Origin of the sequence: Mucilaginibacter sp., assembly GCF_035492695.1 — a bacterium.
Lineage (GTDB): Bacteria > Bacteroidota > Bacteroidia > Sphingobacteriales > Sphingobacteriaceae > Mucilaginibacter.
In genome coordinates, this window is sequence record NZ_DATJJC010000017.1 from 1 (window position 1) to 17,735 (window position 17,735).

Consider the following 17,735-nt stretch of genomic DNA (forward strand, 5'->3'; position numbering starts at 1 on the left):
CTTTCTTTGCACAGAATTTTTATTAATCATTAAACCATCAAAAGTATGTCTGATATCGCTTCAAGAGTAAAAGCTATTATCGTAGAAAAATTAGGTGTTGACGAAAGTGAAGTAACACCTGAGGCTAGCTTCACCAACGATCTTGGTGCAGACTCGTTGGACACCGTAGAACTAATCATGGAGTTTGAAAAAGAATTTAACGTGGCTATTCCTGACGATCAGGCTGAAACTATAGGTACTGTAGGTCAGGCTATCGCTTACCTTGAAAAGAACGTTAAATAAGCTCCCTAAATTTGCTAAATGGAGTTTAAAAGAGTTGTTGTAACCGGGCTTGGGGCACTTACTCCTATTGGAAACAGCATTCCCGAATACTGGGATGGTTTGATCAATGGAGTGAGTGGCGCCGCCTTGATTAAGAGTTTTGATACTACCCTTTTCAAAACCAAGTTTGCCTGCGAGGTAAAGAATTTTGATGCTGATGGTTTTTTGGGCCGCAAAGATGCCCGGAAGCTTGATCCTTTTGTTCAATACGCTTTATTTTCGACCGAAGAGGCCGTAAAAGATGCCGGGCTTGAATTTGACAAGCTTGATACGAACCGTATCGGGGTGATATGGGGATCGGGCATTGGCGGTCTCAAAACTTTTTTGGATGAAGTGGTGAACTTCGCTAAAGGCGACGGTACGCCGCGTTTCAATCCATTCTTTATCCCTAAAATGATTGCGGATATTGCGCCAGGCCATATATCTATTAAATATGGCTTGCGCGGCCCCAACTTTACTACGGTTTCGGCTTGTGCATCATCTAATAATTCGCTTATCGACTCGTTCAACTATATCCGGTTGGGCAAGGCCAACATGTTTATCACTGGCGGTTCCGAGGCGATCATTAACGAGGCGGGTATCGGTGGCTTTAATGCCATGCACGCCTTATCCACACGGAACGATGACCCGGCAACGGCATCGCGGCCGTTCGACCTGGACCGCGACGGGTTTGTGGCGGGTGAAGGCGCGGGAACGATAATACTGGAAGAACTGGAGCACGCTAAGGCGCGCGGTGCAAAAATATATGCTGAAATGATAGGCGGTGGCATGAGTGCCGATGCTTATCACATGACGGCCCCCCACCCTGAAGGGCTGGGCGCGGCGCTGGTGATGAAAGCTGCATTGGAAGATGCCGGCCTTACACCATCGGATATTGACTATGTGAATGTTCACGGAACGTCAACCCCTATTGGCGACCCGCAGGAAGTTAAAGCCATACAGGATACATTTGGCGAAGATGTTTACCGTATAAACATCAGCTCGACCAAATCAATGACCGGGCACTTACTTGGTGCGGCAGGCGCAGTTGAAGCCATTGCTGCAATTTTGGCCATCAAAAACGATATTATTCCGCCTACGATCAACCACTTTACGGATGATCCGGCTTTTGATCCGAAAATTAACTTCACGTTCAACAAAGCACAGAAAAGAATAGTTAAGGTAGCCCAAAGCAATGGTTTTGGTTTTGGCGGCCATAACGCTTCAGTGATATTCAGGAAGTACGAAGATTAATTGCGTTGAATGCCAATCAGACGGTTCTATAAGCTATACTTATCGCCCAATAGAAAGTACGTAAAATCCTTAAAGAATTTGCTTGGCTTTGTGCCGGGCAATTTGTCTTTATACAGGTTGGCGTTCCGGCATAAATCCGTTGCCCAGAATATCAAAAAAGGGGTAAAGAACAGCAACGAACGCCTGGAGTTTTTAGGCGATGCTGTTTTAGGCAGCGTAGTTGCCGAAGTACTTTTCAAACAATACCCTTACGAGGATGAGGGCTTCCTGACCGAACTTCGTTCCAAGATCGTAAACCGGGTAAACCTTAACCAGCTTGCCCGTAAGCTGGGTTTTGATCAATTGATACAGTACGATACCAAAATGGTTAACTCAACCCGGCAAAGCTCGTTGCTGGGCGATGCTTTCGAGGCATTGATAGGTGCCGTTTATTTGGATAAGGGCTATGATTTTACCCGCAATTTTCTCATCAACCATATCATCAAATCGCATATCGATATCCATAAGCTTGAACAAACCGAAACCAATTTCAAAAGCAAGCTGATAGAATGGTGCCAGCGCCACGGCAAGGATATTACCTTTGAGCTGATAGGCAACCAGGAAGGTGAAAGCAATAAGCTGTTTACTGTTCAGGCTATCATCGAGGGAGAAATTATGGGATCGGGCAAAGAGTTCAACAAAAAGAACGCCGAGAAACTGGCTGCGGAAAAGGCTTGCGAGGCGTTATCTATTTAGTCTGAACCAGGATTTAGCAGATTAAAGGAATTTCTCAGATGCCCTGTATCGTGAAAATAGGTTAAATCCCAAAAATCCAGGTTCAGACAATTTTCAATTCAACTTCTGCAACTGCTGTGAAGGCTGACCCTTGTGTTTTTTATAAAAGGCGAAGTTCTTTTTGATATAAGTGATCAGCTGGTAGTCGTTCCACTGGATGATATCCTGGTAGGATGGGGTGTAAACCTGCATGAATTTTGTCACCTCCTCATTGGGCAGTTTGGTTACGCTTTGCACCAGGGTTTTGGTGTAGCGTTTGTCCACTTCGTTGTTTTCGAGCTCGGTTTTGGCATACGCGGCAAAATGCCGGGCCTCCCTGGGCTTCTTCCCGAACAAATTATAAAAGCCGGTAAGCGGCGAATTAAGGAATGCGAATACCGGCAACGATTTGCCATCGTAAAAAATGCCCTGGCTGCGGTATTGCTTCATTACGTCGTTCAGTTCCTGCTTTTTTGTCTCGCCTTTAATGGTCACCTGGTTTAGTTCGACAACCGGCTGCAGGTAAAGTGATAGATCGTCTTTGCTTTGCACGGTGATGGTGACAGGTGTATAACCCTTCTTGCTGATAAGCAATGTGTCGCCGATTGCGGTATTGATGCTGAACATACCAAGGTCATCACTCATCATGATGTTTTTGTTATCCAAATCGTTTATCAGCACCTGGGATACCCGTTCGGTAGAGCTTTTTCTGAAGATAACCCCCTTTAATTTAATGGCCTGCTGCGCGAAAGTAATATCGCACAGGCCCAAAAAACCGGTTAAAACACATAATATTCTAAAATGCAAACGCATACTAATTTGTAAAACTAACGAATATAGGCCGTTTGAATTGTGAAAAGATGTTAATTCGGAGTCCGAAAGTCCGCATAAGTCCGAAAGTCCGTGAGATTTGATGGATTTAACATGTTATCCAATAAAAATACTTTCGGTCTTTCGGTCTTCCCGACTTTCGGACTAAACACCTATCTTTGCGCATGTTAAAATCCATGACAGGGTACGGCATTGCCGTTTTTGATTCGGGTAACACCAAATATACCGTCGAGATCAAATCCCTGAACAGTAAATTCCTTGAATTGGGACTGCGTATACCCAAATCTTTTTCGGAAAAAGAGTTCCAGTTACGTAACGAGTGTAATAAGCAAATAGAACGGGGTAAAGTAAATCTCTCGATCAATGTCGAACAATCCGACGCCACAGTTAAGGCAGCCGGGATAGACAAGGCACTGCTTAAACATTATTACGACCAGCTGAAATCTGTCAGCACCGATCTGAATGAACCCGTGGGCAATCTGCTGCAATTGGCATTGGGCCTGCCCGAGGTTGTGAAATACGAAGAAGAAACAGTGTCTGAAGACGAATGGAAGTTAGTTGAGAAAACTTTTCAGCAGGCTTTAGCCGCTTTCCAGCAATTCAGGGCCGATGAAGGCAATGTACTGGAGCAGGATGTAAAGATGCGTATTGGCATCATCCTGAAAAATTTGCAATTGGTGGAGGTGGAAGAACCCAAAAGGGTACCGGTGATACGTGAAAGGCTGAACCAGTTTTTGAGTGAAGCCGTGGGTCGCGAAGCAATAGATCAAAACCGTTTCGAGCAGGAACTGATCTATTATATCGATAAACTGGATATCACGGAGGAAAAGATCCGCCTGAAAAGTCATTGCGATTATTTTATCGAGACACTGAAAAGCGCCGATGCGAACGGCAAAAAGCTGGGATTTATATCGCAGGAAATCGGCCGCGAGATCAATACCCTGGGTTCAAAAGCCAATGATGCCAATATCCAGAAACTGGTGGTGGGTATGAAGGAGGAACTGGAGAAGATTAAGGAACAATTACTGAACGTATTATAGGAACTTGGCATTAGCCATCGGGCATTAGATAGCAAGTGCCCAATGACTAATGACCCAATGACCAATGACAATGACCAAAGAAGGAAAACTCATCATATTTTCGGCGCCATCCGGAGCAGGAAAAACAACCATTGTACAGCACCTGCTTACAAAAATACCCGAACTGGAGTTTTCGATCTCGGCCACTACACGCAAGCCCAGGGGCGACGAAAAGGAGGGACAGGACTACTACTTTATTACGAAGGAAGAGTTTCTGCATATGATAGCCAAGAAGCATTTTGTCGAGTTTGAAGAAGTGTATAGTGGCACATTTTATGGCACTTTGCGTACGGAGATAGAACGAATATGGGACGATGGCAAAACGGTAATATTTGATATTGATGTGGAAGGCGGCCTGCACCTTAAACGAAAATACGACGGCTCAGCATTGGCCATCTTCGTACAGCCGCCGTCGCTGGAAGTTTTGAAGCAACGTTTGGCCTCGCGCGGTACGGATAGCCATGAAAAATTAAAAGAGCGGTTTGAAAAAGCAGAAAAAGAATTGAATTATGCGCCGCAATTTGATATTATCCTAAAAAATCACGATCTTCAAACGGCATGCGCGGAAGCGGAGGTGCTTGTTAGAAATTTTCTCAATAATTGATAAGTCCATAGTTGGTGACCCATCCCGTGGGTCATGAAAGGGGTTCTGTAGACTTAGCAAATACTATGATCTATGAACCATTAACCCATGAACCAGGAATGAAAGTAGGTTTACTCTTCGGGTCATTCAACCCCATCCACATCGGCCATTTGATTATCGCTAATTACATGGCCAACCACACCGACCTTGACAAGGTTTGGCTGGTGGTATCGCCCCAAAACCCGTTAAAGAAATACGGCGACCTTATTAATACTTATGACCGGCTCGAAATGGCCAAACTGGCTACCGACAATTCGAAGAATATCAAAGTAAGCGATGTGGAACTGCGCCTGCCGCAGCCATCGTACACCATTGATACACTTACGCATTTAAAGGAAAAACACCCGGAACATGAATTTGCTATTATCATGGGCTCCGACAACCTGGGTACCCTGCATAAATGGAAGAACTATAAGCTGATATTGCGCGATTACAAGATATACGTATACCCGCGCCCCGGTTACGAAAATGCGGAGTTCGCATCACATCCGTCGGTTACCATCACCATGACGCCGCTGATGGAGCTTTCGGCTTCGTTCATCCGTAAATCGCTGGCTGAGAAGAAAAATGTGCAGTACTTTGTGCCCGATCCGGTGCTTGAGTTTATTGAAAGTAAAAATCTTTACGGAAATGGATAATTTGCTGTAACTGTTATAACTTTCCTCCGTCAAATATCGTAAAAACTATATTCTCAAAAATTGACGGACCTATGCAGCTTTCGAAGGAAAAATTAGAACACTTTGTAAATAACATGCCGGAAAAGATCGACGTGGTTGAGCTTATTGATAAGGTATTGCTAATGGCCAAGATAGAGCAGGCAAACCAGGAAGGCGTCAATCAGTTCGTTCCGCATGGCCAATTGGAGAATGAGATAGACCTTTGGGGGTGATTTTGTCACCTGGCATTGGTCAATAGTCATCAGGCCTGTCAGTTAATTACCTTTATCCTTTCGCCTTTTACCTTTTACCCCAAAAACGGTATTTTTGCGCTGTGAGCGAAAGAACTATCCTGAAACTTCAGTTGCCTACAGACCCTTTATGGGTTAAAAACGTTGTGGAAAGTAATATCGAAGAAATACTGACCGACCACGCCTTCTGCGAGCAAAAGGCCGCCAGTAACGCCATTACTCTTATTGTTCAAAATCCAAACCTGTCCGACCTGGTGCAGGAAATGGCTGCTTTGGTGCAGGAGGAGATGGATCACTTTAAACGCGTACATGACATCATACTGGAACGCGGCTATATCCTTGGGCGCGAACGTAAAGACGATTATGTGAATGAGCTGCGGAAATTCTTATCCTCAGGCGGCAGCCGGGATGCGCAACTGATCGACCGCTTGCTGCTTTCAGCCATGATTGAGGCCCGCAGTTGTGAACGCTTCAAAGTGATGTCGGAGCATATTGACGATGCCCAGCTATCTGAATTTTATCACGAATTGATGATCAGCGAAGCTACCCACTATACTACTTTTATTCGCCTCGCAAAAAAGTACGCCAATAGCATAGACGTGGAAAAGCGCTGGAAGGAATTCCTGGATTACGAGGCACAGGTGATCCAAAACTACGGCAAAAGCGAAACCATTCATGGTTAACTCATCTACACAAAAGCCTTATTAGCCGATACATACCCTTAAAATGAAAGGGATTCCGTTGCTTTGTATATGTTGAGGGTCAGGGCGTATCTTATTGTTGTGCATATAGCAGGATGGCTGCTTTTTATGGCGCTCCCGCTGCTGTTTATGAACGGGGGCGGAGAAAGCAGTAACCTTTTGCTGCTGTCGCTGCCTTACTACTGGATTTTTTGCGCAACTTATATCTTCCTTTTTTATTTCAACGGTTATATTCTAATAACTCATTTATTCTTAAAAAAGAAGTACCTGGCTTATAGCATCATAACATTGATTTTATTTTCCGGGGTATATTTTTTGAGGCCATATGATAAACTGATGCAGAGCAATGTAAAACATTTTGGTTTTCCGGTATTTCAGTATCATCCGGCTATGCGGGATATACGACGCGGGCATTCTGTACCTCCGCCGCCACCGAATGGTGAACCGGGACCACGCCATCTTCCAACGGAATATCCTCCGGGCCCTCCACCGGACGGAGCCACACCGCTTTCACAGCAACCTGGTCTTCACAATATGCGCCGGTTTGATATCATCAGTGTGTTCCTGTTTATTATGATCATGGCTTTGAGCACCGCTACCCGCATCATGCGGCAATGGCAATTATCGGAACAGCGGGCCGTGCAGGCCGAGTCGGATAAGACAAGCGCCGAGCTGTCGTTTCTGAAAGCGCAGATCAATCCGCATTTCCTGTTCAATACACTTAATAATATTTACACGCTGGCGGTAATGCAGGACGGGAATGCGCCTGAAAGTATCCTGAAACTATCCAATATTATGCGCTATGTAACAGATGACGCGATGGAAGATTTCGTACCATTACAGTACGAGATAGATTGTATAAACGATTATATCGAATTGCAGCGTTTGAGGTTGGGCGATAAGACCACTGTAGATATGCACGTATCTGGGCTTACAGACGGAAAAGTTATAGCTCCGCTTATCCTGATGACCTTTATCGAAAACGTATTTAAGTATGGTATCAGCAAACATGAACCGTCCGTGGTCAGCATCAATATCCTCGGCCATGAAAACGGCATTTCCTTTTACTGTCAAAATCGTATTTTCCCTGATAAGGCAGAGACGGAACGCGAGGGTATCGGTTTAAAAAATGCAAAACAGCGCCTGGCTTATTTGTACCCGGGCAAGCATGTGCTGAACATTAATACGGAAAGCCAGTTGTTTACAGTAAACCTGATATTGCAAGCCTGATGACGAGACTTAAATGTATAGCTATTGATGACGAGCCATTGGCTTTAAGGCTGATAGCAAGGTATGTACAACAGTTTCCGGAGCTGCAAATGGTGCAAACTTTTGAAGATGCCATATCGGGTGGCGAATACCTGAAGCATTCGGCGGTCGACCTGCTTTTTTTGGATATCAATATGCCCGACATATCGGGTATCCAGTTGGCCCGGTCACTTGAACAAAAACCGATGATCATTTTTACCACAGCGTATAAAAAGTTCGCATTTGAAGGGTTCGAACTGGAGGCGATAGATTATTTATTAAAGCCGATTGATGCCAAACGCTTTGCCCGGGCTGTTGAAAAGGCGCTGGAATATTATAAATATAAAAATGCCTTGCCCGAAAAACGGGACACCAGCCTGTATGTGTACTCAGAATACCGGATGATCAGGATCAACCTGGATGATATAGAGTATATTGAAAGTATGGAGGATTATATCAAAATACACCAGCAAAATCATAAAACCATCCTGACGCTGATGCCGCTGAAAAAAGTGCTGGAAAAGCTACCGGCTGATAAATTCCAGCGGATACACCGCAGCTTTATTGTAGCGGTTGATAAGGTGAGATCGATCCATAATAGAAAGCTGCACGTGGGCGATGCCGAACTGCCGGTTAGCGAAACCTACATGGATTTTGTGCGCAAATGGATGAAATTCAAATGAAAACGGGCCTTTTATCGGCACAAAGCTACCATTAGCCGAGACAAAGCACCGGGCAATCCCCCACCGAAATATTTTTACATCAGTTAATAATTCCATTAACTAATAATTGATGTAAAATGGAACGGAAAAACTTCTTAAAAGCATTTGCACTTGCCGCTGCCGCAGGGCCGATGATACTGGATGGCTGTAAAAAAGACAGTGTAACCAAAACCAGCACCTCAACCACCACCGGGACAACCAGCACCACAACGACATCGACCAGCGGTAGTTGTATAGTAACCGCTACCGAAGTTGAGGGGCCATACCCTTACCCGGGCGGTGAGCTTACAAACCCGCTTGAAAGGAGCGACGTTACGGAAGGTACCCAAACCGGAGTGCCGTTATCATTGACGTTTATTGTAGTAGATGCAGGAAATAACTGTAACGTAGTAAGTGATGCGCGGGTGGATATATGGCATTGTAACAAGGATGGTTATTATTCGGGCTATGCAAATCAATCAGGTATTTTAGGCGCCAAAAGTTATGTAGGGTCCACCTTTTTACGCGGCTACCAGCTTACAGACAGCACGGGGCTTGCAAAATTTACGACAATTTACCCGGGCTGGTATTCGGGCAGGGCAACCCATATCCATATCGAAGTGTATGTAAACGGTGTGATGAAAAAGACCACGCAGATATGCTTTTCCGAAGCTACTAATAATACGGTGTACGGCAGTAGCTTGTATTCTGCCCACGGGTCAAATACCACCACCAATGAAGCTGATAGCATATTTGGCGATTCGCTGACCGACCTGGCGAACGAGACAGTAAGCCTTACCGGCAGTGTAAGTGAAGGCTACACAGGGTCATACACTATTGGGATAAATCTTTAAGTCGGTCACCCCATAAAGATAAGGTTATGTGCAAGGCAAAAATCAAATTAGTTTACAGGCAGGTGATGGATAGTTCATCAGAGGCTGCCTTTGAGAAAGCCATATTGCAGGCGTCGTACCAGGAGTTCCTGCTCAAGTCGCAGGCTTATAACCGCGAGGGCAAGTTCAAAACCTTCAGTAAAATGAAAGCTAACGACGGCCGGGCCAATTCGCTGCATTATAAGCTCGACTTTTCGGTGGGCCATTTCATCGCTCAGCTCGATCGTAAGATGCCGCTGGTTAAGGATAATCTCGGCAATAAACTATCTTTTGAAACAGCAAGGTTTGAGCTGATCGAATCGCATACCGAAGACATATCCCTGCATAAAATTGCCATCAATTACGAAGCCCCGGAATTGAGCCTGGTAGAATTATTTGGCGAATATATGCTACTTACTTACGATGATCCGTCGAATGTGGAGCAATTGCAGACCTTTATTTTGCGGATGCAGCCCGATCTGTCAATTGTCAGTTACCAGGAGGTTGCAAATAACGCTATAGCTTAAAAGACTTTAATACCCCAATTCATAATAAGTTGTTTCTTAACCCGGCGTCTGCATTTTGGTGCAGGCGCTTATTTTTTATTGGGGATCAGACCGGCAATGTTGATGAGATAATTATCCAGCATGGCAATGCTTACCAAATCGTTCATGTAGCCGATATGCATGTCGGGGCGAACGATCATGGCCTTTTCCTGGTGCGGGCTTACTTCGAACGCGTCAAAAACGTCCAAATTTTTACCTGATGGCGGCAGGTAGAAGAAATTGAGCATACCCGCATGGCGGTTAGTGATCCATTTGGCAATATTGAACAATAGCATTTCGTCAAACTTGCCAAGGATTATCAGCGTAAAACCCGGCTTGGCACACCAGGCATGCAAGTCTGTTTCCTCCTGTTTCTTCTCGTCATAAATTTCAAGATAAGGCAGGCGGTCGCCGGCTTTTATCTTTGTCGACCTGCTTAAATGCACATTTATCTTGCTGTCGCGATAGGAAATGCCCGTTTGCGAAACCCGCTTAAATAATTGTGCTTTGATCTTATCATTTTTGCCGAAATAGTTTAACACCGCCGGCAGCAGCCATTTTTTTACCAGGCCCATAAGCCAGCTATCCGACATAATGATGTTGAATACGCGGTCGGTTGAGCTTAGCAGGTCATGGGCTACGGGCATTCGCTCGACCACATAACTATTAAGTATCGTATCGTGGATATTCCCGTTAATTACCCCGGCAAGTTTCCAGGCAAGGTTATAGGCATCCTGTAATCCCGTGTTCATGCCCTGCCCGCCAACCGGCGAATGGATATGTGCTGCATCGCCCACTAAAAAACAACGATGACCCCTGAAATTTTCGGCCATGCGGTGGTGCAGCTTGTAGGTGGTGAACCAGTTGTTTTTCACCACCCGCACAGGGCGGCCGGTCACCTTGTCAAGATGTGGCAAAACATCTTCTATTTTGATGTCCTCATTGCTTTCGAACCCTGCCGGCAAGCTGCCGATGATGCGGTAGCAATCCTTTTCGGGCATTGGGAAAAAGCCGCTGAAACCTGCTTTCGACAGGTAGAGCTGTACATAATCGCCTTTCAGGAAAGGCGCGTCGAGTTCAGCATCCACCAGGTAAAAATGGTGAGGATAAGTATCGCCTTTAAACGGGATATTCAGTTGTTTCCGAACTGTGCTGTGCGCCCCATCGGCGCCGATGACCCAGTCGCATTTTATATGGTATTCGCCTTCGGCATTTTTAAGCGCGGCGTAGGCGTAACCCGGATTTTGTTTTAGTGTAACGAGCGAAGTTTCCCAATAAACCGGGCAGGTGTGCTGCGTCAGGTAATCGAGTAATAGCCGTTCATTTTTATATTGCTGGTATAACAGCACATAAGGGAAAAGCGTTTGGCCCTTGCCGGCGTTGGCCAATGAAATGGACGCTGCCTGTTTGCCATTTTCGGTAAAGGTGAGGCCCTGCGCTTGTTTGCCGTTTTGAACCACCTTGTCCGACACGCCCATTTGCCGGTATATTTCCAGCGACCGTGCCTGCACGCCCAGCGCATTTGAATGGCTGGTGGGCCCCTGCTTGTTGTCGATTATCAGCGGCTGTATGCCGTAGCGCAATAATTGCGCAGCCATCATCAGGCCGGATGGGCCTGCGCCCACGATCAGTACTTTGGTATGCTCTTCGGTAATTTGCATCTATTATCAGGAACGGAATAAAAGGAAAATAGTTGGCCGTTTGTGCAGATCGGGCACTTTTTGTCGCCATGCGGCGATAGTTTTGGTTTGAACAAACTCATCGGCAGCGGTCAGGTCGCAGGCAATGCAAAGCCGGGTGTTAGGGGAGCACGACCTCAAAATCTCTTCCAGCATCGGGTTGTTGCGGAAAGGCGTTTCGATGAACAATTGTGTCTGATTAAAACGGGTAGCCATCGATTCCAGTTCTTTTATCTTTTTAGCACGTTCGTTCTTATCGATGGGCAGGTAGCCGTGAAAGGTAAAACTTTGCCCGTTAAACCCGGATGCCATCACCGCCAGCAATATCGAACTCGGCCCCACAAGCGGCACTACTTTAATGCCCCGTTTATGCGCTTCTGCTACGATATCCGAACCAGGATCGGCTACGCCGGGGCAGCCGGCTTCGCTCATTAAACCAACGTCGTTTCCTGCCGTCAAACCTTTAAAGAAACCGTTGATGTCGTTATCGCGGCTGTGTTTGCCATAGTCGTGAATGATGAGTTCGCTTTGCGGGATTTTAAGACCGGCTTCTTTTAAAAAGCGGCGCGCGGTCTTTTCGTTCTCAACAATATACTCCCTGATGCTGTTAATGGTATCAGTAAGATAGGGCGTAAACGATTTTGCAGCGGCATTTTCGGCAAGGGGTACAGGTACCAGGTAGAGCGTTCCGTAAACCATGTTGCAATTTGCCTTTTTTATTTTTAATTTAAGCTACCGTAAAATGACTTTATTGCCTCACCCCAACCCCTCTCCAAAGGAGAGGGGCCAAATGAACAGGATTTAGGTGAGGCCATTTTAAAACCAAACTAACCGATATGAAATCATTAGGTACCAATTGGTTTATAGAAGGTTCGATAGATTTCGAACATAAAAAATACATCCTGCTGGATTATTTGCAGGAAATAAACCGCCACTTTGATAAAAGCAGGCTGTATCCCAACCTTACCGACCTGGTGTTCCACTACAACAACCTGCTCGATTTTAAGCGCAACAAAAGCATTATGCAGCAGGCCTTTCCGCAACGGTTGACCCAGGCCGATATAGATGCCCTGAAACTTACCTACCAAAAAATAGTACAGGACGACAGCACCATGCGCGAGATAGAAAGCATCATTTCATACGCCCTGTATAAAATGGACCCGGCTTTGCAAACCGGTAAAGAGATATACGATTTTGTAGAAAGCCGCCTGCGTATTGACCCGGTAGGGCTGGTGCCGCTGATGCCATACAATGGCTACTTTTCGTTGCGCAATGGCCGCGAACGTACCAACTGGATATACGAGTACCAGATAACCATTTTTGAGAATAAGGATGATAAGTTCCGGGGGATAAATATTCAATTTGTGGATACCTACGAGCAAAGCATCACCAATACACCAGAATCTATCAAGCTGGATCTGATCAGCAAACGCAAACATCTGCCTAACCCGGCATTATATTATGTTGCCAGCGATATCAGCTTCCCGCTGGAACAAACGCTGCTGCCCGTAGCTAAAAGGAGTTTGGTGAAATATATTTCGAATGCGGCGTAAGCGTTTTGTGTTAGCTTTTCGATGATATCATTTAATATCCTACCGGGCCAGCCAGGTCATATTTTATCCTGCTTTTACGGGCGAAGGTTATCTTGTTAAGCGTGCTGTCCAGCAGGGCGTTGCCGGTTACCAGCCTCATGGTTTTTATCTTTCTGAACTTGATTTTCGATTCTATCCAATAGCTGTGGCCTTTTGTATTGCCCATAAAATACTCGTTTACGCGCAGCGGAACTTTCAAAGTGTCATTCACCAAAAGATAACACCCGCCCGTAGTCAGTTCGGCCCGGGTGCCTATTTTTAAGGCATTTAACGAGTCGCGCTTCCTTTTATAGGCGTTACTGTCAATAGCCATCGCCATGAAATAGCCATCGTTGCCAGTAACATCAAGCTCCATGATAAACCGGCTGGCGCTTTTCTGGAAAATACCACCTACCGGTATAACCGGGAAAAACAACGGCCCCATCAGAAGCGGGTGCCCAAAGCCGTTGCTTGCGGTTATGGAGCCAATACTGTCGCCGGTTTTACCGGTTACTTTTATTTTGCTGTAAATGTATTTGAAATCAGAATGGCCCGGCCGTTTTTTAATGATCTGATGCGGCACGTCGGGCACATAATAATACTGTTTGCTGATGACCGAGCAGCCGGAACATATCGTAATAAGCAAGAAATAATACAGGTATTTCTTCAAGGCAAAAAGGAATCAGGCTGTTGAATTACAGCGAAATAACGAAAAATAAAACCTGATATTGCATTGCACACTAAATGTACTTAGTCAAGCGCAAACGCTCAACCAAAGAATTACTTCCCTGCCTTTGTATACTCGTCGTTCAATCCCACCAAAACATCTTTGGTCACATCCAGGCTTTCGTCGCCATACAGCATGGATGGGTTGGATTTGGAATAGGTAAGCACGATCTTATACCCCTTGGTTTTAGTATATCCTTTCAGGTAATCGGCAATACGATCGTACAAGTTGGCATTTTCCGAAGCTTCGATGTCCTGCAATTGTTTGGCTGTATTTTGATTGAGGGTCTGCAGGTCGGTTTGCTTTTTGGCCAGAGCCTTTTCGGTTGCTGCTTTTTGGGCAGGCGTTAATGAGTTCGCTTTTTTCTGGTAGGCGGCAACTTCTTTCTGAAAAGCCTGCCCTTTGGCCGTGATCTCGTTTTGCGCCTGGGTCGACAAGCCCTGCAGTTTTACCTGTATTGCTTTAAAATAAGCGTAATTGGCCAGCAAAGTATCCGAATTGATGAACACAACCGTAGGAGCCTGCGCAGGTGGGGTACTTGCTGTATTGGTTTGAGCCTGTACCGCAAACGATGCCAGTATGACGGAGAAAATGATTACTAATGATCTCATGATTCGCTTTCTTTTAAATTCCTAAAAGCTGCGAAGTTAGGAAAATTACGTAATAGGTTGTTTTTGTTTCGGCAGTTTCGCTATTCCAATCATTTAGATGTAGGAAGCGCCCAAAATAAAGTTTTTCTAAAGTTTCGTTATTATGCCCCATCGGGGCTACCTGTTTGTAGCCACCCAGGTGAAAATTGCGGAGCGTTATTTTTCTACAAACAGGTAGCCCCGACGGGGCATAGTCGTTAGGGTGACATTTTACCGGTTCTATTATTTACAGGTTGGATGTCTGAAAAACAAATTTAATGAATCAGGTATTCTATTGCTCCACCTGGCTGCCTGTTATCGACAAGAACATTTTTGTAATTAGGCTACATCTAATCCTTAATGCCCAAAAAAAGAGCCTGGATCATCATCCAGGCTCTTTTTTTTACTCTTACTTACTTCGCCGGTATTATCACAATATTGCGGTAATCTATCGGGCCATGGTCGCCCTGGATAAATATTGGGCCGGGTTCGCCTTCTTTGCTGTCGATAGCGCCGCCGGTAATGCCTGGGATAATTTGTTTGCAAATTACTTCCTGCCCGTTGGCAACAACGGTTACCAGCCGGCCAACCAAAGTAATATCATACGACTGCCATTCGCCCGGATTTTTAGCCATCATTTTATTTGGCGCCAAAAAGCCATATATCGAACTGAACTGGTTGTTTATCGGCTCCGGTTCGCCGCTTTTGGTGTCTATCACCTGCGTTTCGTAACGACCGCGCAGGTAAACGCCGCTGTTGCTGCCCTGCTGGTAGCGGAACTCGATATGCAGTTTAAAATCGGTAAAGGTTTTGTCGGTCATCAGGTTTGCGCCCGATTTTTTGCTCCTCAAAATACCGTTCTCCACCACCCATTGGTTAGGCCTGCCGTCGGTATGCCAGCCTTTGGTGTTTTTGCCGTTAAACAGGCGGATAGGCTTACCCCAAACCGGTGTTTTGCTGCGCGCCAGCAAGGGTGCGCGTACGCCGCTCCAGTTATAGGTTTGCCCGTCGGTATAAACCATGGTGCCTTTAATGGCGTCGCCGTTCACTTCAAACTCAAAATCCATATTGCGGGTGCCCTCTTCCCATTGCGGCGGGATAGAAAAGCTGAACTTGCCGTCCTTCTCCATCACCTGCGAAATAGGCCTGGCGCTGCCGAAGGCATAACAAAAACGCCCGATAAGGGTGTGTGTGCCCGATTTTTGCACTTCGAGCCACGATGGCAGGCTTTGGCCGCCTTTATCAACGGTAAGGTCCCACCGGCCTATTACATCCGGGTCCTTGCTTTGCTGCGCGTTGGCTGTAGTGATAAAAAATAAACTGAATACAAAAAGTAAAGGGGCAATATGTGCCAGGCACCTTTTGCCGAATGAAGCGTTTGGTTGGTTCATGTTACAGGAAATAATTTTTTACAGGTTAATCAAGCGGTATGTTGTACCGGGATTTAAAGGTAGGTTTTTTAGGGGAATTGTGGGTGGTGATTTGTTAATTGGTGATTGGTGAGGTATGTCGCTACCTATCCTGTGGGATCCTGAAACAAGTTCAGGATGACAAAGGGTATTCATTCATAAAGCCCCTTAGTGTGCCAATTTTCGTTCACGCTATCTCGCAGTTCGCTCGTTTTTCCAATACACAAAGGCTGAAAACCAAGTCCAAAATTGTCTAAAAATTGCCTAAACAGGCGAGATGTTGCCTGAAGTAGCTTATTTTAGTTTAAGCTGTATAAATCGGGTGTAATTGAAGCTATTGTAAAACTCTCGTAAGCTGCTGGCTATCAGGGTGTATCGGGGTGGTGTTCACGGTAATTGCAATAAAGGGTCATTTTTGACCCTTAGTGTAAAATGTAATCGGCTGGTAATTTGATGATTGCTGGCGGTATTTGCCGGAAAGAGGGTGCTGCGTGAACACTTAGTGTTCTGAAAGAGAGTAAAGAGCCAAGGAATCAAGACAATTTTGGTGCCTAATTCCTGGCTCTAAAAAACTTATTTCAGTTTCGCTAATGCTTCCTTCACCCTTGGTATCAATTGCTCGATATCCTGTAAAGTGCTTGCGCCTACCGATGCGCGGAACCAGTTGACATCCTCATCGGTACCAAACGCCGAGAACGGAACCAATGCCACGCCTGCGTTTTTGATGAGGTAAAAGTTAATGTCGGTCGCGGTTTTAAGCAGGTCGCCATCGGGGGTGGTTTTGCCGGCGTAATCTACTTTTATAGTCAGATAAATAGCGCCCATCGGTTCAATGGAATCCACCTTAAAGCCTTCGGCTTTTAGCTGCTGAAAGCCCTGGTGCAGGGTGTTCAGGCTGCTTTGTATCCTTGATTTGAAAGTGCTGAGGTAGCTGTTTACGTTATCGTCCTCTTTCAGGAACTTGGCCATAGCTACCTGCTCGGCCTTTGGCGACCACGCACCCATGTGGCCCACAATGGCTTTCATGTTATTGATAACGTTAGCCGGACCAAAGCCCCAGCCTACGCGCACACCTGTAGAGGCGAAACACTTGGATGCGCCGTCAACAAATATCACATGGTCCTTTAGTTCGGGGCGCAGGGATACCGGGTTAAAATGCTCGTGGTGCCCGAAGGTGAGTTGGGAATATATCTGGTCGTATAAAATATAAAGCGGTTTTTCGCCTGCTTTACGGGTTTTGTTTTCGGCAATCACCAGGTCGCATATCTCCTCCAGGTCCTTTTTGGTGAACATAGTACCGGTAGGGTTCAGCGGCGAACACAGCGCCAGCAAAGCAGCACCTTTGATATGCGGGCGAATCTCATCGGCGGTAGGCATAAAATTATGTTCGGGCTGCGTTTCTATCATCACAGATTCAGCGCCTGTAAGATCGCAATAGTGATTGTTGTTCCACGAGGGGGTAGGGAAGACCACCTTATCGCCCGGATCAACAACAGCCAAGTAGATAGAATAGATCAGCGGTCTTGAACCACCTGAGATCAATATCTGGTTGGGTGCATAATCCAAATTATAGCGATCCTTCAAAAAGCCTGAAACGCTTTCGCGCAGGTTCAGCATCCCGTCGGCAGGAGGGTAGTTGGTCTGGTCGGCGCCATAAGCTTCAACAATTCCTTGTTTCAGCGGCGCGGGTATAGGGTAAATGTTCGAATCAAAGTCGCCGATAGTCAGGTTGGCAATGTTTTGCCCCTGTCTTTTCAACTCATTTATTTCACCTGCGATCTTGATAATTTCAGAGCCCCTCAGGTTCTGGGCCAATACGGAAACACTCATTTTTTTGGATATGCAAATTAGTGGATGTGCAAATTAATAGATGTGCAAATGTGCGG

20 protein-coding genes are annotated in these 17,735 nt (G+C 45.8%); 13 read left to right on the plus strand and 7 right to left on the minus strand.

Features of this window, described 5'->3' with window-relative positions:
* Nucleotides 1-45: 45 nt before the first annotated feature.
* Genes VL525_RS10945 through rnc form a run of 3 tightly spaced genes read left to right on the plus strand, consistent with a single transcriptional unit; the run spans nt 46 to nt 2,289 of the window.
* Nucleotides 46-282, plus strand: a complete 237-nt coding sequence (locus tag VL525_RS10945) for an acyl carrier protein (RefSeq protein WP_008508386.1) — start codon at nt 46-48, stop codon at nt 280-282.
* Between the two features lie 18 nt (nt 283-300).
* Nucleotides 301-1,554: a beta-ketoacyl-ACP synthase II gene (gene fabF, locus VL525_RS10950; RefSeq protein ID WP_325386390.1), complete on the plus strand. Its 1,254-nt coding sequence runs from the start codon at nt 301-303 to the stop codon at nt 1,552-1,554.
* 9 nt (nt 1,555-1,563) lie between these two features.
* A complete protein-coding gene (gene rnc / locus VL525_RS10955; protein ID WP_325386392.1) occupies nt 1,564-2,289 on the plus strand; it encodes a ribonuclease III in 726 nt (241 codons plus the stop codon).
* 93 nt (nt 2,290-2,382) lie between these two features.
* Here rnc and VL525_RS10960 read toward each other — a convergent pair whose 3' ends face one another.
* Nucleotides 2,383-3,120 (minus strand): hypothetical protein, encoded by a 738-nt coding sequence (locus VL525_RS10960; RefSeq protein WP_325386394.1) that lies wholly within the window; start codon nt 3,118-3,120, stop codon nt 2,383-2,385.
* A gap of 182 nt (nt 3,121-3,302) precedes the next feature.
* On the opposite strand from VL525_RS10960, the gene VL525_RS10965 reads away from it, so the two are divergent.
* From VL525_RS10965 to VL525_RS11005, 9 genes are all read left to right on the plus strand, one after another.
* Nucleotides 3,303-4,178: a YicC/YloC family endoribonuclease gene (locus VL525_RS10965; RefSeq protein ID WP_325386396.1), complete on the plus strand. Its 876-nt coding sequence runs from the start codon at nt 3,303-3,305 to the stop codon at nt 4,176-4,178.
* A 70-nt stretch (nt 4,179-4,248) separates the two neighbouring features.
* Complete coding sequence (gene gmk / locus VL525_RS10970; RefSeq protein ID WP_325386397.1) at nt 4,249-4,821, plus strand: guanylate kinase; 573 nt, start codon at nt 4,249-4,251, stop codon at nt 4,819-4,821.
* 98 nt (nt 4,822-4,919) lie between these two features.
* Nucleotides 4,920-5,498 carry a nicotinate (nicotinamide) nucleotide adenylyltransferase gene (gene nadD, locus VL525_RS10975; RefSeq protein ID WP_325386398.1) on the plus strand — a complete coding sequence of 193 codons (579 nt, stop codon included), beginning with the start codon at nt 4,920-4,922 and terminating at the stop codon, nt 5,496-5,498.
* A 71-nt stretch (nt 5,499-5,569) separates the two neighbouring features.
* Nucleotides 5,570-5,749, plus strand: coding sequence for a hypothetical protein (locus VL525_RS10980; RefSeq protein ID WP_325386400.1), 180 nt, complete (start codon nt 5,570-5,572; stop codon nt 5,747-5,749).
* A 101-nt stretch (nt 5,750-5,850) separates the two neighbouring features.
* Nucleotides 5,851-6,450: a tRNA-(ms[2]io[6]A)-hydroxylase gene (locus VL525_RS10985; protein WP_325386402.1), complete on the plus strand. Its 600-nt coding sequence runs from the start codon at nt 5,851-5,853 to the stop codon at nt 6,448-6,450.
* Between the two features lie 354 nt (nt 6,451-6,804).
* Nucleotides 6,805-7,698, plus strand: a complete 894-nt coding sequence (locus tag VL525_RS10990) for a sensor histidine kinase (RefSeq protein WP_325386404.1) — start codon at nt 6,805-6,807, stop codon at nt 7,696-7,698.
* Nucleotides 7,698-8,399 (plus strand): LytTR family DNA-binding domain-containing protein, encoded by a 702-nt coding sequence (locus VL525_RS10995; protein WP_325386406.1) that lies wholly within the window; start codon nt 7,698-7,700, stop codon nt 8,397-8,399. The genes VL525_RS10990 and VL525_RS10995 overlap by 1 nt, the downstream gene beginning before the upstream one ends.
* A 116-nt stretch (nt 8,400-8,515) precedes the next feature.
* Complete coding sequence (locus VL525_RS11000; protein WP_325386408.1) at nt 8,516-9,271, plus strand: intradiol ring-cleavage dioxygenase; 756 nt, start codon at nt 8,516-8,518, stop codon at nt 9,269-9,271.
* 26 nt (nt 9,272-9,297) lie between these two features.
* Nucleotides 9,298-9,816 (plus strand): hypothetical protein, encoded by a 519-nt coding sequence (locus tag VL525_RS11005; protein WP_325386410.1) that lies wholly within the window; start codon nt 9,298-9,300, stop codon nt 9,814-9,816.
* Between the two features lie 68 nt (nt 9,817-9,884).
* Here VL525_RS11005 and VL525_RS11010 read toward each other — a convergent pair whose 3' ends face one another.
* On the minus strand, nt 9,885-11,495 hold the full coding sequence (locus VL525_RS11010) for an FAD-dependent monooxygenase (RefSeq protein WP_325386412.1): 1,611 nt from the start codon (nt 11,493-11,495) through the stop codon (nt 9,885-9,887).
* A gap of 6 nt (nt 11,496-11,501) precedes the next feature.
* Nucleotides 11,502-12,212 (minus strand): SAM-dependent methyltransferase, encoded by a 711-nt coding sequence (locus VL525_RS11015; protein WP_325386415.1) that lies wholly within the window; start codon nt 12,210-12,212, stop codon nt 11,502-11,504.
* 137 nt (nt 12,213-12,349) lie between these two features.
* Here VL525_RS11015 and VL525_RS11020 point away from each other — a divergent pair, with 137 nt between their 5' ends.
* Nucleotides 12,350-13,066 carry a hypothetical protein gene (locus VL525_RS11020; RefSeq protein WP_325386417.1) on the plus strand — a complete coding sequence of 239 codons (717 nt, stop codon included), beginning with the start codon at nt 12,350-12,352 and terminating at the stop codon, nt 13,064-13,066.
* Nucleotides 13,067-13,097: 31 nt separating this feature from the next.
* Here the strand turns inward: VL525_RS11020 and VL525_RS11025 are convergent, their stop codons facing one another.
* The 4 genes from VL525_RS11025 to VL525_RS11040 form a co-directional block, all read right to left on the minus strand.
* Nucleotides 13,098-13,754 (minus strand): hypothetical protein, encoded by a 657-nt coding sequence (locus VL525_RS11025; RefSeq protein WP_325386419.1) that lies wholly within the window; start codon nt 13,752-13,754, stop codon nt 13,098-13,100.
* A gap of 110 nt (nt 13,755-13,864) precedes the next feature.
* On the minus strand, nt 13,865-14,422 hold the full coding sequence (locus tag VL525_RS11030) for an OmpH family outer membrane protein (protein WP_325386421.1): 558 nt from the start codon (nt 14,420-14,422) through the stop codon (nt 13,865-13,867).
* A 431-nt stretch (nt 14,423-14,853) separates the two neighbouring features.
* Nucleotides 14,854-15,831 carry a DUF1080 domain-containing protein gene (locus VL525_RS11035; protein ID WP_325386423.1) on the minus strand — a complete coding sequence of 326 codons (978 nt, stop codon included), beginning with the start codon at nt 15,829-15,831 and terminating at the stop codon, nt 14,854-14,856.
* 591 nt (nt 15,832-16,422) lie between these two features.
* Complete coding sequence (locus VL525_RS11040; RefSeq protein WP_325386425.1) at nt 16,423-17,679, minus strand: pyridoxal phosphate-dependent aminotransferase; 1,257 nt, start codon at nt 17,677-17,679, stop codon at nt 16,423-16,425.
* Between the last annotated feature and the right edge of the window lie 56 nt (nt 17,680-17,735).

What these genes read in the sequence shown, in the direction of transcription:
- VL525_RS11010 (WP_325386412.1), bottom strand. Translation starts at nt 11,495, where the DNA reads ATGCAAATTACCGAAGAGCATACCAAAGTACTGATCGTGGGCGCAGGC.
- VL525_RS11040 (WP_325386425.1), bottom strand. Translation starts at nt 17,679, where the DNA reads ATGAGTGTTTCCGTATTGGCCCAGAACCTGAGGGGCTCTGAAATTATC.
- nadD (WP_325386398.1), top strand. Translation starts at nt 4,920, where the DNA reads ATGAAAGTAGGTTTACTCTTCGGGTCATTCAACCCCATCCACATCGGC.
- gmk (WP_325386397.1), top strand. Translation starts at nt 4,249, where the DNA reads ATGACCAAAGAAGGAAAACTCATCATATTTTCGGCGCCATCCGGAGCA.
- rnc (WP_325386392.1), top strand. Translation starts at nt 1,564, where the DNA reads ATGCCAATCAGACGGTTCTATAAGCTATACTTATCGCCCAATAGAAAG.
- VL525_RS11020 (WP_325386417.1), top strand. Translation starts at nt 12,350, where the DNA reads ATGAAATCATTAGGTACCAATTGGTTTATAGAAGGTTCGATAGATTTC.
- VL525_RS10945 (WP_008508386.1), top strand. Translation starts at nt 46, where the DNA reads ATGTCTGATATCGCTTCAAGAGTAAAAGCTATTATCGTAGAAAAATTA.
- VL525_RS10965 (WP_325386396.1), top strand. Translation starts at nt 3,303, where the DNA reads ATGTTAAAATCCATGACAGGGTACGGCATTGCCGTTTTTGATTCGGGT.
- VL525_RS11015 (WP_325386415.1), bottom strand. Translation starts at nt 12,212, where the DNA reads ATGGTTTACGGAACGCTCTACCTGGTACCTGTACCCCTTGCCGAAAAT.
- VL525_RS11035 (WP_325386423.1), bottom strand. Translation starts at nt 15,831, where the DNA reads ATGAACCAACCAAACGCTTCATTCGGCAAAAGGTGCCTGGCACATATT.
- VL525_RS10960 (WP_325386394.1), bottom strand. Translation starts at nt 3,120, where the DNA reads ATGCGTTTGCATTTTAGAATATTATGTGTTTTAACCGGTTTTTTGGGC.
- VL525_RS10990 (WP_325386404.1), top strand. Translation starts at nt 6,805, where the DNA reads ATGCAGAGCAATGTAAAACATTTTGGTTTTCCGGTATTTCAGTATCAT.
- VL525_RS11000 (WP_325386408.1), top strand. Translation starts at nt 8,516, where the DNA reads ATGGAACGGAAAAACTTCTTAAAAGCATTTGCACTTGCCGCTGCCGCA.
- VL525_RS11030 (WP_325386421.1), bottom strand. Translation starts at nt 14,422, where the DNA reads ATGAGATCATTAGTAATCATTTTCTCCGTCATACTGGCATCGTTTGCG.
- VL525_RS11005 (WP_325386410.1), top strand. Translation starts at nt 9,298, where the DNA reads ATGTGCAAGGCAAAAATCAAATTAGTTTACAGGCAGGTGATGGATAGT.
- fabF (WP_325386390.1), top strand. Translation starts at nt 301, where the DNA reads ATGGAGTTTAAAAGAGTTGTTGTAACCGGGCTTGGGGCACTTACTCCT.
- VL525_RS10980 (WP_325386400.1), top strand. Translation starts at nt 5,570, where the DNA reads ATGCAGCTTTCGAAGGAAAAATTAGAACACTTTGTAAATAACATGCCG.
- VL525_RS10995 (WP_325386406.1), top strand. Translation starts at nt 7,698, where the DNA reads ATGACGAGACTTAAATGTATAGCTATTGATGACGAGCCATTGGCTTTA.